Below are 13,094 nucleotides of genomic sequence, written 5' to 3' on the forward strand. Positions count from 1 at the left end.
GGGTACTCAGTTACGGGGCGGCCATTCGGCCGTGTCGTGGTCAGGGTGTTGCCGGTTGGAGCTACTAATTCGGGCGAGGCGGCCTTCGGGGTCGACGGAATAGGTCGGCGTGCTGCCCGGCAGCTCGCCGATGTGGGCATACCAGGCGACGCGGCTTTCGTTACCGTACTGGATCACCGGCGGCACGCGGTCAGGCTCGTCGAAGGCGCCGGAGAGCACGCCGATATCAGGGGCCCAGGGGTAGTCGAAAATCAGCGGCGTGCCGCACTGGCGACAGAAACCGCGATTGGCGAGCTCGGAGCTTTTGAACCAGCTGATCTCGCCGCGGGTGACGTGGAAGTTCACCTTGTCGACCGGGCAGATCACGGCGAACGGCCCACCTACCGCCTTCTGGCACATACGGCAGTGGCAGACATGGACGTTGTCGGGCTGCTGGTCGACGCGAAAGCGGACTGCGCCGCACTGGCAGCCGCCGGACAGATGGACTTCAGACATAGCGCGGGACCCAGTCGGTGGTGTCATGGTCGGGGTGCTGGTGATTGGTCGCGCGAATGCGTTGCGCGAGATCGGGGGCAACCTCCTCGATCGGTGGCAGGTCGGGAACCTCGGCAAGCGCCCCCACATAGTGGAGGCGACTATTGGTGCAGGTCTGCTCAGTCGGTGACACGGCTTCAGGGTGATCGAGCGAACCAATGGTGACGCTGACGTAGCTGCCGCCGGGACGGCGGAACGTCAGCGGCGTACCACAGGCAGGGCAAAAGCCGCGTTCGACCGTATCGGACGAGCGGAACATCCCAAGGCTGCCCCGAGTGAGTTCGAAGCTTTCAGCCGGCGCGCCGGCGAAAGCGCCGAACAGCCCGCCCGTCGCCTTCTGGCACATGCGGCAATGACAAAGGCTCACGTCGTCGAACGGCGCAGTGAACCGATAGCGGATGGCGCCGCACTGGCAGCCGCCGGTAGCGAGTGCTTCAGCCATCGGCACCTCCCATGACCCACTTGTCGGTGTCGTGGTCGGGGTGCTGATGGTTGGAGGCGCGGACGCGGGCCACGGCTTCGACGCCGTCCCCCTCCTCGGTGGTGCCGATCTGCTCGGCGCCGGGGACGGGTCGGAGGTTCGGGTGGCGGCCCTCGAGGCCCATCTCGTAGAGGATGGGCACCAGGTGCGGGGTGTCGAACGAGCCGATGGTCATCGAGACATGCGGTCCGCCGAGAGAGCGATAGTAGAGCGGCGTGCCGCAATTGCTGCAGAAGCCACGCGCCGCCACATCAGAGCTATTGAACTCGCTGGGCTTGCCGCGCGTCCAGGTCAGGTGCTCGTGGCGGATGCCGACGAGATCGATGAACACGTTGCCGGCGGCTTTCTGGCACATGCGGCAGTGGCAGAAATGGGGATTGTCCCGGAGCTCGGTGGCATGCCAGCGCACCGCGCCGCACTGGCAGCCGCCCGAATACTCGCGAAAACGATAGCTGTCGTCAGTCACATTCCGCCTCCCGCAAAGCGATCCGTGGTTTCGATCAGATGGTGCAGAATGCCGGGCTGGCTCAGCGCATGCCCCTGCCCCTCGACCATGATGAACTCGGCTTCCGGCCAGGCCTGATGCAGGTCCCACGCGGTCTGCGGTGGACAGGCGATATCGTAGCGGCCCTGGACGATGACCCCGGGGATGTCGCGAAGCTTTTCGGCATCGCGGATCAGCTGGCCCTCGTCCATCCAGCCGGCATGGACGAAATAGTGGTTCTCGATGCGGGCGAAGGCCAGCGCATATTCCTCGCCGTAGAACGCGTCGCTGACCTCACGGTCGGGCAGCAGCGTGATGGTTTCGCCTTCCCAGCGCGCCCATTCCCGGGCGGCGCCAAGCCGGACATCGCGATCCGGGCTGGTCAGCCGCTGCCGGTAGGCGGCGATCATATCGCCCCGTTCGGCTGGCGGGATCGGGGCGATGAAGCGCTCCCACTTGTCGGGGAAGAGCAGCGAAGCGCCGTGCTGGTAGTACCAGAGCAGCTCCCAGCGACGCAGCGTGAAGATGCCGCGCAGCACCAGTTCGGTGACGCGCTCGGGATGCTTCTGCGCATAGGCCAGCGCCAGTGAGGAGCCCCAGGAGCCGCCGAACACCAGCCACTGCTCGACGCCGACCATCTGCCTTAGCCGCTCGATATCGGCGACCAGATCCCAGGTCGTGTTGTGCTCGAGCTCGGCGAAGGGACGCGATTTGCCGCAGCCGCGCTGATCGAACAGCAGCACATCGTAGCGCGCCGGATCGAAGACGCGGCGCTGGTTAGCGCTCAACCCGCCACCGGGGCCGCCATGCAGAAACACCGCCGGCTTGGCGCCTGACGTGCCGACACGCTCCCAGTACACCTGGTGGCCGTTGCCGACGTCGAGATGGCCGGAGGCGTAGGGCTCGATCTCGGGGTAATAGCTGCGCAGAGTCACGCCGGGAAACCTTGTTTCGGTGGCCATTCGGCCGTGTCGTGGTCGGGGTGCTGGTGGCTGACGAGGCTCGCCATGAATTCGTGCCACCCGGCCGCGTATTCGGTGCGCACCGGCAGGGCGGCGAGGCCATCGAAGAACGGCAGCTTGTCGGCCAGATTGACCTGGATCGCCGGCGCGGCGACCGTCGGATCATCGAAGGCGCCGATGGCGATCTCGACCTGCTGATCGGCTGGACGGCCAATCTCCTCATAGGTCAGCGGCGTGCCGCAGTCGGCACAGAAGCCGCGCTTGATCTTGTCCGAGCTCTCGAAATATTTCGGCGCGCCGCGGGTCCAGCTCACCTCGAACGAGGTGACCAGCGGACCGAAAAAGGCGCCGAAGGCCTTCTGGCACATGCGGCAGTGACAGATCGAGCCGCGGCCGAGCCGGCCGACGGCGAAGCGCACCGCGCCGCACTGGCAGCCGCCGGTGAACGGCGGACCGCCGGTCGCCTCACTCCGGGGCATGACACACAGCTTCGATATTGTGCCCGTCCGGATCGTAGACGAAGGCGGCGTAGTAGGTGGCGTGATAGTGCGGGCGCAGACCCGGCGGCCCATTGTCCTTGCCGCCGGCGGCGATCGCGGCGGCGTAAAAGGCATCGACCGCAGCCCGATTGGGGGCGCTGAACGCCAGATGCACCCGGCCACCGGTGAGCCTGCCGCCGTCGCCGATCCACAGGAACGGCTGCTCGGAGCCGAGACCGGCGACGTTCCCTTCCTCGCCCTCGAACTTCATGTGCGTCTTGATGCCGAGCGGGGCCAGCGCCTTCTCGTAGAAGGCGAGCGAGGTGGGATAATCGGCGGTCGAAATGGCTACGTGATCCAAAGCGCTCATAGGCGTCCTCCCTCCGGGCCGACATAAACGGCCTCGATGTTGTTTCCATCCGGGTCGAATACGAAGGCGGCGTAGTAGTCAGGCGAGTAATGCTGGCGAAGGCCGGGCGGACCGTTGTCGCGGCCGCCCGCGGCAAGCGCCACGGTGTAGAAAGCCTCGACCGCAGGGCGGCTCGAGGCGACGAAGGCGACATGCGTATCGCCCCCGCGCAGCGTCTTGCCGGTGCCGAGCCAGAAGGTCGGACGATCGACGCCGTAACCGGCCGACTTCACGCCTTCATACTCGAACTCGGCGAGCAGCTTGATGCCGAGGGCGCCGAGCGCGGCAGTGTAAAAGTCCCGCGACAGGACGAAGTCGGTAACCTTGAGGCCGACGTGGTCGATGATGACGGTCATGGGTGTTCGTCCCGGCTAAACTGCCCCTCACCCGCCTCGCTACGCGAGGCACCCTCTCCCTCAAGGGGAGAGGGTGGGCTGGGGCGAGATCGTGCCACATCGCCCCTCTCCCCTTGAGGGAGAGGGTGCCCGAAGGGCGGGTGAGGGGCCGGATGCAAGGCATGCCAGATCGCGTCAAGCACGCTAGTACGATCGGTGACGAGCTCGTTGTTCCACACGCGGAGCACGCGATATCCGCGTGACGTCAGCCAGGCGTCGCGTATCAGATCACGTTTGTCCTCGGCGTGCTGGCTACCGTCGAGCTCGACGATGAGCATGGCCGACGGGCAGACGAAATCCACGATGAAACGTCCGATCGGCAACTGCCTGCGAAACTTGAAGCCAACAAAGCGCCGATCGCGAAGCAACTTCCACATTAGCGCTTCGGCCTCAGTGGCGTTGGCTCGCATCGATTTTGCACGCAGGCGTAACGTTGGCGTCAGGCTGGTACGCCACTCGTCGTGACGGCGGTGGTACTGCCCCTCACCCGCCTCGCTGCGCGAGGCACCCTCTCCCTCAAGGGGAGAGGGAAGGCTGGGGCGTGTGTCGCGATCTGCACTCACCTCACCACTTCCCACTTGGTCTGGCGTTGGCCGGCTTCGTCTTTGTAGTCCATCAGTTGGACACCCTGTGTCAGCAATTGCGCACGGATGGTGTCAGCCTTTGCGAAATCCTTGGCATTGAGGGCGGCAAGGCGAGCGGCGACGGCTTCGGCGACGCCTTCCGGCGCGTCGGCGGCAGCGGCGGTCAGCAGGCCGTCGGTGGTGAAGCCAAGGAACTCGAGCGTGGCGGCGAGGCAGTTGGCGGCGGTTTCGGTACCGCGGTTGGCCTTGCGGGCGATGGCATCCAGCGCCACCGAAGCGCGGTGGAAGTTGAGGTCGTCGGTGAGCTCGGCGATGACTGACGGCTCCGGCGGAGTGCCGGGCCTGGCTTTCGCGGCGCGCTGCCAGTCGCGGAGCTTCTGCTCGGCCTCCTCCAGCCGCTTCACCGAGAAGTCGATCGGCTCGCGGTAGTGCGTCATCAGCATGGCGAGGCGCAGCACTTCGCCCGGCCATTTGCGGCCGCCGAACTTCTCGGTCTCCAGCAGCTCGGAGATGGTGATGAAGTTGCCGAGGCTCTTCGACATCTTCTGGCCTTCGACCTGCAGGAAGCCGTTGTGCAACCAGTAGTTGGCCATGGCAGGCGTGCCATGGGCGCAGCGCGACTGGGCGATCTCGTTCTCGTGGTGCGGGAAGATCAGGTCGAGGCCGCCGGCGTGGATATCGAAGAGCTGGCCGAGGTAGCGCTCGCTCATCGCCGAGCACTCGATGTGCCAACCCGGACGCCCCCGGCCCCACGGGCTCTCCCAGCCGGGCTCCTCGGGGCTCGACTGCTTCCAGAGGACGAAGTCGGCCGGGTTCTTCTTGTGCGCTTCGACGGCGATACGGGCGCCGGCGAGATTGTCGTCGAGGTTGCGGCCGCTGAGCCTGCCGTAATCGGGCATGGAGCCGACGTCGAACAGCACCTCACCGGCCGCCTCGTAGGCGTGTCGGCTGCCGATCAGCGAGGTGATCAGCGACTGCATGCCGGGGATGTGGTCGGTAGCGCGCGGCTGGTGGTCGGGCTCGAGCGTGCCGAGGGCGGCGACATCCTTGAAGTACTGGTTGGCGGTCTTCTCGGTGACCTTGCGGATCGCCTCGTTGAGCGGCAGGCCCGGGTAGTCGCGCACGGCGCGCGCGTTGATCTTGTCATCGACGTCGGTGATGTTCCGGACATAGGTGACGTGAGCGGCGCCATAGACGTGGCGCAGCAGCCGGTAGAGCAGATCGAAGACGATCACCGGGCGGGCATTGCCGATATGGGCATAGTCGTAGACCGTCGGCCCGCACACATACATGCGGACGTTGTTGGGATCGATGGGGACAAAGTCCTCCTTCGCCCGGGTCAGCGTGTTGTGGAGCTTCAGTGTGGTTTGGCCCAAGTCACAGTTCCTCGCGCACGATAAGACGCTCGCGGACGGGTTCTTCGGACTAGAGATCAGAGGATGAAGAAAACCGCGCCGCCAGCAATGCTTAGCGGATAATAATGCAGCCGGTAATGCAGGTCGCGGTGCCGGTTTTCATGGCGCGCAATCTGACTGCAGCGCCGGCAAAAAGCAAGGGGCGCCGAAGCGCCCCCCTCATCGATAGGTTATTGCGGCGTTGCCGGAGCCGCGGGATCGGCCGGCGCCGGCGCTGCCGGATCGGCGGCAGGCGGGGTAACGGCCTGCATGGCGGCGGTGACCTCGGGGCTGGCAAAGCAGGTGGTCAGGCCCTCGCGGGCGAGGTTGGTGACCTGTTCGTAGCTGCCGTGCGCGGTATGCGCCTCGTCGGTACCTTCGCCGCGCAGATCGGCAGCAAGGATGTCGACGTCCTTTTGCGGCATGTCCTTGAAGGCGCCGGTCAGGCAGCCGCACAGCGGCGTGAGGATCAGCGATGAATCGACACCGGCGGGCACCTCTCCGAGCAGGAAGGCCTCTGCGGCGAGGCAGGTCTCGTTGAACTTGGTGAAATCTGCCGGGGTCTGAGCCAGCGCGGCAGGGCCGGCGGAAAAGCTAAGCAGGCCGGCGATGGCGGCGATGACGATACGAACTTGCAAGGGTGATACTCCAACGGCTCAAGGCACGATTGGAAAATACCTAAGCACAGAACGACCGTCCCGACCACCGATAGAAATGCAACGGAAGGGCGGCTTACCGCCCTTCTGTCGCCCTATTCGCCGAGTCTCAGCTCTTGAGCCGGAAGGTCTCGTGACACTGGCCGCAAGTCGCCCCAACTGCCTTGATCGCAGCGGCGTAGGCGGTGGCATCGCCCGCTTCGGCCGCCGTCTTCATGGCGGTGGCGGCCGTGACGGCGGCAACGAGAAGCGCCTGGAACTCGGCGTTCTTCTCCCAGATGACCGGCAGCGCTTCGGTATCGCCAACCGCCGAACCCTCGGGAAACAGCACGGTGAGATTGGAGAGGTTGGTGATCAGGTGACCGGCGGCGGAAACGGCATCGGCTCCGCTCAGGGCATCGGCGCCCTTCAGGATCCCGCCGTCCTCCTTCATGATCGCCTGGCGCTTGGCCACCATTTCCTCGGCGCTGAGCGCGGCGAGCGCCGGATCAGCGGTGATGGTGATGTCCTGGGCGAATGAGAGGGTGGCGACGGCAGCCACGACAATCGTCAGCGCGAACGCTGTGAACCTATTCGACGGCATATCGGCAACTCCTGGAGGTCCTGGGAACGGGCCTGGTGACGCTGAATTCTGAAGCAGGCACGGCTGCTTGGCAGAATCTGCGAGGGAGCGTAGCCGTGAATTTCGCGGTTTGGCAGCCGGCCGATCCTCACAAACCCCGGGGGCTGCGGTCACGGCTGCGTGACGACCTCCGTGCGACGTTGCGTGGGCCATCACGAGGCGTTAACCGGCGCCGATGCTGTGTTATTGCTTCAAACGAATCTCACGGCGCTGTCTCGCTTTGGGCGTATTGGCCGACTAGGCATTTCATCGCTTCCACGAAGCGCCGAAATGCTCCAGGTTTTTTAGGTTTTCGCGCTTTCGAGGGGGGGAAAGTCTGCAACTCTTCCTGAAAGCGCTCTGGCGGAGGGCCACACGATCCGGTTCGAACTGATGACCCGCGCCCACCTACGCGCTTCCGGCCTCCTCCTGCGCTTCGCCCTGCTTTTCCTGGTGGCGTGGGTTGGGCTGTTGATCGATGTGTCGACTGCCTATGCGCAGGCCGACAGCTGCGCCCGCCTGCAGGCGACGCTGCGCTCGCTCGACCGGAACTCCGACTTCCAGAATTCGCAGGGCGGCGCGCTGAAGCGGCTGCAGCGCGAAGTGCAGCGCTCTGAAAGCGCCTATGTGCGCCAGGGCTGCAACGACGACGCCAAGGCCGGCCGGCGGCTCACCCCCGAATGCCGGGCGCTGGCGCGCGAGGTGCTGCGCGGGCGGGAAGAAGTGCAGCAGCTGTCACAGAGCGTCAGCACCGGTGAAGCGGTGGCGCAGCAGCGCGAGGCGATCCTGCAGGAAATGGCGCGCTTCGATTGCGACGGCCGTTCGCGGGTGAACCTGGAACGCGGCAATCGCGACAACCTGTTCGAGCGGCTGTTCGGCGTGTTCACCGACGGCGATGACGGCGCCGGTGGCATCCGCGGCGAAGAGTTCAACCCGTATGGCGATTACCACACGGTGCGGACGCTGTGCGTGCGCAAGACCGACGGCTTCTGGTGGCCGATCAGCTATTCGACGCTGGTCGACTACGTCGCCAACGATGCACAGCAATGCCGGGCGATGTGCCCGGGGCTGGATGTCGATCTCTACTACTACGACAACCCGGGGCAGGAACCGGAACAGATGATCAACGAGTGGGGCGAGCCCTATTCCTCGCTCCCTAACGCCTTCAAGTTCCGCACCGAGTTCGACACCACCAACAAGTGCACCTCGACGCAGGACCAGGGCGCCATCACCCTCGCCGAGCTATCGACCGGCGGCACGCGAGCCATGGTGACATTCCGCGGCGCGACGTTCCCGCTGCCGCTGCGGGACGGGCGGCGGATCTCTCCGACGGTCGCGACGACCGTGACGCAGGTTGCCGAGTTGACCCAGTTCGTCGACGTGCCGCTGCCGCGCCCGCGTCCGGCGGCGCCCGGCGAGACGCCGAAGCCAGTGGTCACCGTGGTCGCACCGGCGGCGGCCAACCAGCCCGGACGGATCGTTCAGTTCGGCGACAAGCGGGTCAGAGTAGTCGGGCCAGACACGCCGTACGCCCCACAAGTGGCAGCAGGGACTTGAGTTCAGGCCCCTGCTCCCGGCCGGTGACGGCCAGGCGCAGCGGGTGGAACAGCCCCCTGCCTTTGCGGCCGGTGGCGGCTTTCAGGGCCTCGGTCCATTTCGACCAGGTGGTTTCGTCCCAAGGCTCGACGGGCAGCAGTTCACGCGCCGCGCGCAGAAACTCGCGATCCTCGTCGGCCACCACCGGGGTAACCGGACCGGAGACGAGCGTCGCGAGGTCGGCGATATCGGCGAACACCGCGAGGTTACCGCGGAGTGCCAGCCAAAGCGGCTCGGACGCGAGGCCGAGCGGCTCGAGGCGCGCTTTGGCGGTCTCATAGGGCATCTGGTGCAGGATGCGGGCGTTGAGGCTCGAGAGTTCTGCCGGATCGAAGCGGGCGGAGCCGTGCGACACGGCTTCGAGCGTAAAGATCCGGCCGAGCGCCGACAAATCCGGATAGGGCTCGAGCGGCAGGCTGGTGCCGGTGAGCACTGCGGCCATGGCGACGGCCATCGGTTCGTAACCGACCTCGCGCAGCTCCGCCAGCGACAGGGATCCCAGGCGCTTGGACAGGCCTTCACCATCGGCGCCGGTCAGGAGGTTGTGGTGGGCGAAGGCCGGGACCTTGCCGCCCAAGGCCTCGAAAATCTCGATCTGCGTGCCGGTATTGCTGACATGGTCCTCACCGCGGATCACATGGGTGATGCCCAGCTCGATATCGTCGACCACCGAGGGCAGCGTGTAGAGGTAGGAACCGTCGGCGCGCAGCAGCACCGGATCGGACATCGAGGCCGTATTGACGGTCTGCGGGCCCTTGATCAGGTCATTGAACGCGACCGGACGGCCATCGAGTTTGAAGCGCCAGTGGGGCTTTCTGCCCTCGGCCTCGTACTTCGCCTTCTGCTCCGGCGTAAGCTGCAGCGCAGCGCGATCATAGATCGGCGGACGGCCGAGCAGACGGGCCCGGGCGCGCTTGCTTTCGAGCTCTTCCTCAGTCTCGTAGGCCGGGTAAAGGCGGCCGGCGGCGATCAGCTTGTCGCGTGCCGCGTCATAGAGCGCGGTGCGATCGGACTGGCGGACCTTCAGGTCAGGGGCGATACCCAGCCAGCTCAGGTCAGTGTGGATGCCCTCGGCGAAGGCCTCGGTGGAGCGGGCGGCGTCGGTATCGTCGAGACGCAGGATGTAGCGGCCGCCGGTCGATTTGGCGAACAGCCAGTTCATCAGCGCCGGACGGGCATTGCCGAGATGCAGCCGACCGGTGGGGGATGGGGCGTAGCGGACGGTGGTCATGGGGTACTGACTGAGGCAGACGGCCTCCTCCCGGCCTCCCCCACAAGGGGGGAGGTGAAGAGTCGAGTTTGGGGCTCGATCGCGCCAAACACTGGATGCGGCACCTCCCCCTTCAAGGGGGAGGATGGGAAGGGGCCGCCCGGCAAACAGTCGTCCCTCATTCCAGCCCCTTGCTATCCAGCCGGCCGATCGGCTCGGCGATCAGGTTCTCGTCGCGGTAGCCGTTGGTGATCGGGTAGCGGCGCCCCAGCCCGAAGGCCTTGCGGGAGATCTTCACGCCGGGAGCGGACTGGCGGCGCTTGTATTCGGCGATGTTCAGCAGCTTTTCGATCCGTTTGACCAACGCACGGTCGAAGCGGCCTTCGCCGCGCTGCACGACCTCGGCGACGCTGAGCTCGAGCTCGACCAGCCCGACGAGGATCTCATCGAGGATCGGATAGGGCGGCAGCGAGTCCTGGTCGGTCTGGTTGGGACGAAGTTCCGCCGAGGGCGCCTTGTCGATGATGTTCTGGGTGATCACCAGCCCATCCGGGCCAAGGCAATCGGCCGGGCGATGCTTGTTGCGCCAGTCGGCCAGCTCGTAGACACGCATCTTGAGCATGTCCTTGATCGGATTGAAGCCACCGTTCATGTCGCCATAGATGGTGGCGTAGCCGACCGCCATCTCGGACTTGTTGCCAGTGGTGAGCAGGAGCGAGCCGAGCTTGTTGGAGACCGCCATCAGGTAGACGCCGCGCATGCGCGACTGGATATTTTCCTCGGTGAGGTCCTGCGGGCGGTTGCCGAACACCGGCTGCAGCTCGTTGAGCGCGGCTTCGACCGGATCGCCGATCGACACGACATCGTAGCGGACGCCCAGGCGCTGGGCGCAGTCGCGTGCGTCGGCGAGGCTCTCCTCCGAGGTGTAGCGATAGGGCAGCATCAGGCAGTGGACGTTCTCGGCGCCGATGGCATCGACCGCCATGGCGGCGACTATGGCGCTGTCGATGCCGCCCGAAAGACCGAGCAGCACGGACTTGAAGCCGTTCTTTTTGACGTAGTCGCGCAGGCCGAGCACGCAGGCGCGCCACGGCGCTTCGTCGACGCTCGAGAGCGGGGTGACGTGCGGGTCAGTGCAGCGCCAGCCATCCTCGGTGCGGGCCCAGTTCGACATCAGGATTTCGGGCTCGAAGCTCTTGGCCTGCACGACCAGGCGGCCGCCGGGCTCGATGGCAAAGCTGGCGCCGTCATAGACCAGCTCATCCTGGCCACCGACCTGGTTGAGATAGAGCAGCGGCACATTGTCTTCGGCGACGCGATCGGTGACCAGCTTGTAGCGAGTGGCCTGCTTGTTGCGCCAATAGGGCGAACCGTTGGGGCAGAGCAGAATGCGGGCGCCGTGATCGACGAGATGAGCGCAGACTTCCGGGTGCCAGATGTCCTCGCAGATCGGGATACCGATGGAGACGCCCTTGATGGTCACCGGTTCCTGCAGGTCGGCGCGCTCGAAATAGCGCTTCTCGTAGAAGATGTCGTCGTTGGGCAGCTCACGCTTGTAGCGCCTGGCGGTGATGGCACCCGCTTCGCAGACGACCACGGCGTTGAACAGCTTGCCGCCTTCGCGCCAGATGGTCGGCATGATGGCGGTGACCGAGGTGCCGGCGGTGGCGCGGGCGAAATCCTCGGCGGCCGCCATTGCGTCGGCAATGAACCGCGGCTTGAACAGCAGGTCGTCGGGGAAGTAGCCGGTAAGGAACAGCTCGGAGAACAGCAGGATGTCGGCACCCTGCCCGGCTGCATCGGCCAGCGCCTCTTTGGCCAGCGCCAGGTTCTGCGCGATGGCGCCGACCGTCGGATTGAGCTGCGCGAGGGCGATGCGGAGACGATCGGTCACGTGAGAAATCCGAGCCGTTTGAAAAACGCGGCAAGACTTATCCGCTCACCCCGGTCGGGGCAAGCGGACAGCCGGTCATGCAGGAACTGATCAGAGCAGTCTGATCAGGAGATCAGAGCAGTCTGATCGGGAGATCAGAACGAGTAGGTCAGCTCGGCCAGCAGGCCATAGCGGAACAGCGAGAAGGGATTCTCGGTGGAGATGACCTGCTGGGTCGACACGGTCGGCGCGCTGTAAAGCGGATCCGGCGGCATCGTGTCGTTCGGATCCGGCGTATCGGGATTGGGTACGGGCGGCCGGATCTGCGGCGCCGTCACACTGACCTGGGTCCAGGTGGCGTCGTAGGTGCCGTTGACATACCAGGCCCGCCCGCCGACACGCAGCGTCAGGTTCTCCATCGGCTTGATGCCCGCCATGATCTCGCCCATGGCGCCGTAGCCCCAGCCGTTGATCTCCGTCGCCGATCCCTTGAGGATCTCGGGTGCGCAGCTATCGGGTGGGAGGACATTGCAGCCCGGCCCGCCAAAGGCGCCGCCACCAGCGGCATGACCGCCGAGAACGCCCGAGATTGTACTGAACGGGACAGCTGCAACCTCGGCGCTGATGTCCAGAAACTCGTTGAATTCCGCCTTGCCGCTCAGCCCCAATCGGAGCATGTGCAACTCGATTTTGTCGTCAACGCTGTCGCCTGGGACCGACCAGTTGCCGCTGGCATTGCTGTAGGTGACGTCGGCTGCGCTGGTTGCCGTGGTGAAATTGTAGCGAGAGGTCCGGGGCGAATTGTTCCAGTAGTTGTAGCCAACAAAGCCACCGACGCCGGTACCCTTGCCATCGCCCAGCGCGTTCCAGCCGAAATCGGCACCTGCGTAGCCGAGGACGCCGTCGGTGACATCGCCGCTACCCGACGGGTCGGAGTATCCCCCCGTAATGGCCGCCGAGTATCCGGCCCACCCCTTGGCGTAGGTGCGGGTCGCATCCTCCTCTACGCGGATGTGCGCCTCGACCGTGTGAGCGTTGTCGGTGCTCTCGAAGCTCTGGCCGTCCACTTCATAGTTCTGGCTGCCCCACGAATACCAGTAGCGCAGGCCAGTCTCGATGTGGATGCCGTCACTCTCGTCGCCCATCTCGCTCCAGTCCTTGGGCTCGGTCGAGTAGGCGCCGCGATAGACTTCTTCGGGCGACCAGTCCTCGCCCCAGTCGGCGGCCAAGGCCGGACTGCCGATAGCGGCAGCGAGAACGGCGAGACTGGTTGCCAGACGGATGGACATCGGATGCTCCGCAACAAACGCGTACGTGAGCTATTCATGACCGGTTAGGGTTAATGTTCCGCTAAATGAACTGGCAGAATGCAACGGTTTGGGCGACAAGGCCGCTACCGTCCACGAGTTGATAAGCATCAACAGGTTTTCCACCGC

At 65.4% G+C, this 13,094-nt stretch carries 15 protein-coding genes; 1 reads left to right on the plus strand and 14 read right to left on the minus strand.

The window, feature by feature from the left end; all coding sequences use genetic code 11:
- Positions 1-6: 6 nt before the first annotated feature.
- The 11 genes from ASC68_RS12885 to ASC68_RS12935 form a co-directional block, all read right to left on the minus strand.
- Positions 7-495, minus strand: a complete 489-nt coding sequence (locus tag ASC68_RS12885; RefSeq protein ID WP_055879541.1) for a GFA family protein — start codon at positions 493-495, stop codon at positions 7-9.
- Positions 488-976, minus strand: coding sequence for a GFA family protein (locus ASC68_RS12890; RefSeq protein WP_055879544.1), 489 nt, complete (start codon positions 974-976; stop codon positions 488-490). The genes ASC68_RS12885 and ASC68_RS12890 overlap by 8 nt, the downstream gene beginning before the upstream one ends.
- Complete coding sequence (locus ASC68_RS12895; protein ID WP_055879547.1) at positions 969-1,481, minus strand: GFA family protein; 513 nt, start codon at positions 1,479-1,481, stop codon at positions 969-971. The genes ASC68_RS12890 and ASC68_RS12895 overlap by 8 nt, the downstream gene beginning before the upstream one ends.
- Complete coding sequence (gene pip, locus ASC68_RS12900; protein WP_197421208.1) at positions 1,478-2,434, minus strand: prolyl aminopeptidase; 957 nt, start codon at positions 2,432-2,434, stop codon at positions 1,478-1,480. Before pip ends, ASC68_RS12895 begins: the two co-directional genes overlap by 4 nt.
- Entirely contained in the window at positions 2,431-2,940 is a 510-nt protein-coding gene (locus ASC68_RS12905; RefSeq protein ID WP_055879550.1) for a GFA family protein, read from the minus strand. Before ASC68_RS12905 ends, pip begins: the two co-directional genes overlap by 4 nt.
- Positions 2,927-3,310 (minus strand): VOC family protein, encoded by a 384-nt coding sequence (locus tag ASC68_RS12910; protein ID WP_055879552.1) that lies wholly within the window; start codon positions 3,308-3,310, stop codon positions 2,927-2,929. The genes ASC68_RS12905 and ASC68_RS12910 overlap by 14 nt, the downstream gene beginning before the upstream one ends.
- Positions 3,307-3,696, minus strand: coding sequence for a VOC family protein (locus ASC68_RS12915; protein ID WP_055879947.1), 390 nt, complete (start codon positions 3,694-3,696; stop codon positions 3,307-3,309). Before ASC68_RS12915 ends, ASC68_RS12910 begins: the two co-directional genes overlap by 4 nt.
- Positions 3,697-3,701: 5 nt before the next feature.
- Positions 3,702-4,154, minus strand: a complete 453-nt coding sequence (locus ASC68_RS28325) for a DUF559 domain-containing protein (RefSeq protein ID WP_349236241.1) — start codon at positions 4,152-4,154, stop codon at positions 3,702-3,704.
- A 149-nt stretch (positions 4,155-4,303) separates the two neighbouring features.
- Positions 4,304-5,704 (minus strand): cysteine--tRNA ligase, encoded by a 1,401-nt coding sequence (gene cysS, locus ASC68_RS12925; protein WP_055879555.1) that lies wholly within the window; start codon positions 5,702-5,704, stop codon positions 4,304-4,306.
- A 209-nt stretch (positions 5,705-5,913) separates the two neighbouring features.
- Positions 5,914-6,360, minus strand: coding sequence for a hypothetical protein (locus ASC68_RS12930; RefSeq protein WP_055879557.1), 447 nt, complete (start codon positions 6,358-6,360; stop codon positions 5,914-5,916).
- 127 nt (positions 6,361-6,487) lie between these two features.
- Complete coding sequence (locus tag ASC68_RS12935; RefSeq protein ID WP_055879560.1) at positions 6,488-6,961, minus strand: cytochrome c; 474 nt, start codon at positions 6,959-6,961, stop codon at positions 6,488-6,490.
- A 411-nt stretch (positions 6,962-7,372) separates the two neighbouring features.
- On the opposite strand from ASC68_RS12935, the gene ASC68_RS12940 reads away from it, so the two are divergent.
- Positions 7,373-8,536, plus strand: coding sequence for a DUF2865 domain-containing protein (locus ASC68_RS12940; protein WP_055879562.1), 1,164 nt, complete (start codon positions 7,373-7,375; stop codon positions 8,534-8,536).
- Here ASC68_RS12940 and gltX read toward each other — a convergent pair.
- The 3 genes from gltX to ASC68_RS12955 all read right to left on the minus strand — a co-directional run bounded on the left by gltX (position 8,481) and on the right by ASC68_RS12955 (position 12,947).
- Positions 8,481-9,806, minus strand: coding sequence for a glutamate--tRNA ligase (gene gltX, locus ASC68_RS12945; RefSeq protein ID WP_055879565.1), 1,326 nt, complete (start codon positions 9,804-9,806; stop codon positions 8,481-8,483). The two genes, ASC68_RS12940 and gltX, sit on opposite strands and share 56 nt — an antisense overlap.
- Before the next feature lie 157 nt (positions 9,807-9,963).
- Positions 9,964-11,688, minus strand: a complete 1,725-nt coding sequence (locus ASC68_RS12950; RefSeq protein WP_055879568.1) for an NAD+ synthase — start codon at positions 11,686-11,688, stop codon at positions 9,964-9,966.
- A 125-nt stretch (positions 11,689-11,813) separates the two neighbouring features.
- Entirely contained in the window at positions 11,814-12,947 is a 1,134-nt protein-coding gene (locus tag ASC68_RS12955; protein ID WP_055879570.1) for a hypothetical protein, read from the minus strand.
- Positions 12,948-13,094: the final 147 nt, after the last annotated feature.

This window comes from Devosia sp. Root105 (assembly GCF_001424865.1).
Lineage (GTDB): Bacteria > Pseudomonadota > Alphaproteobacteria > Rhizobiales > Devosiaceae > Devosia_A.

What these genes read in the sequence shown, in the direction of transcription:
- ASC68_RS12935 (WP_055879560.1), bottom strand. Translation starts at nt 6,961, where the DNA reads ATGCCGTCGAATAGGTTCACAGCGTTCGCGCTGACGATTGTCGTGGCT.
- ASC68_RS12890 (WP_055879544.1), bottom strand. Translation starts at nt 976, where the DNA reads ATGGCTGAAGCACTCGCTACCGGCGGCTGCCAGTGCGGCGCCATCCGC.
- ASC68_RS12955 (WP_055879570.1), bottom strand. Translation starts at nt 12,947, where the DNA reads ATGTCCATCCGTCTGGCAACCAGTCTCGCCGTTCTCGCTGCCGCTATC.
- ASC68_RS12940 (WP_055879562.1), top strand. Translation starts at nt 7,373, where the DNA reads ATGACCCGCGCCCACCTACGCGCTTCCGGCCTCCTCCTGCGCTTCGCC.
- ASC68_RS12905 (WP_055879550.1), bottom strand. Translation starts at nt 2,940, where the DNA reads ATGCCCCGGAGTGAGGCGACCGGCGGTCCGCCGTTCACCGGCGGCTGC.
- ASC68_RS12910 (WP_055879552.1), bottom strand. Translation starts at nt 3,310, where the DNA reads ATGAGCGCTTTGGATCACGTAGCCATTTCGACCGCCGATTATCCCACC.
- ASC68_RS28325 (WP_349236241.1), bottom strand. Translation starts at nt 4,154, where the DNA reads ATGCGAGCCAACGCCACTGAGGCCGAAGCGCTAATGTGGAAGTTGCTT.
- ASC68_RS12885 (WP_055879541.1), bottom strand. Translation starts at nt 495, where the DNA reads ATGTCTGAAGTCCATCTGTCCGGCGGCTGCCAGTGCGGCGCAGTCCGC.
- gltX (WP_055879565.1), bottom strand. Translation starts at nt 9,806, where the DNA reads ATGACCACCGTCCGCTACGCCCCATCCCCCACCGGTCGGCTGCATCTC.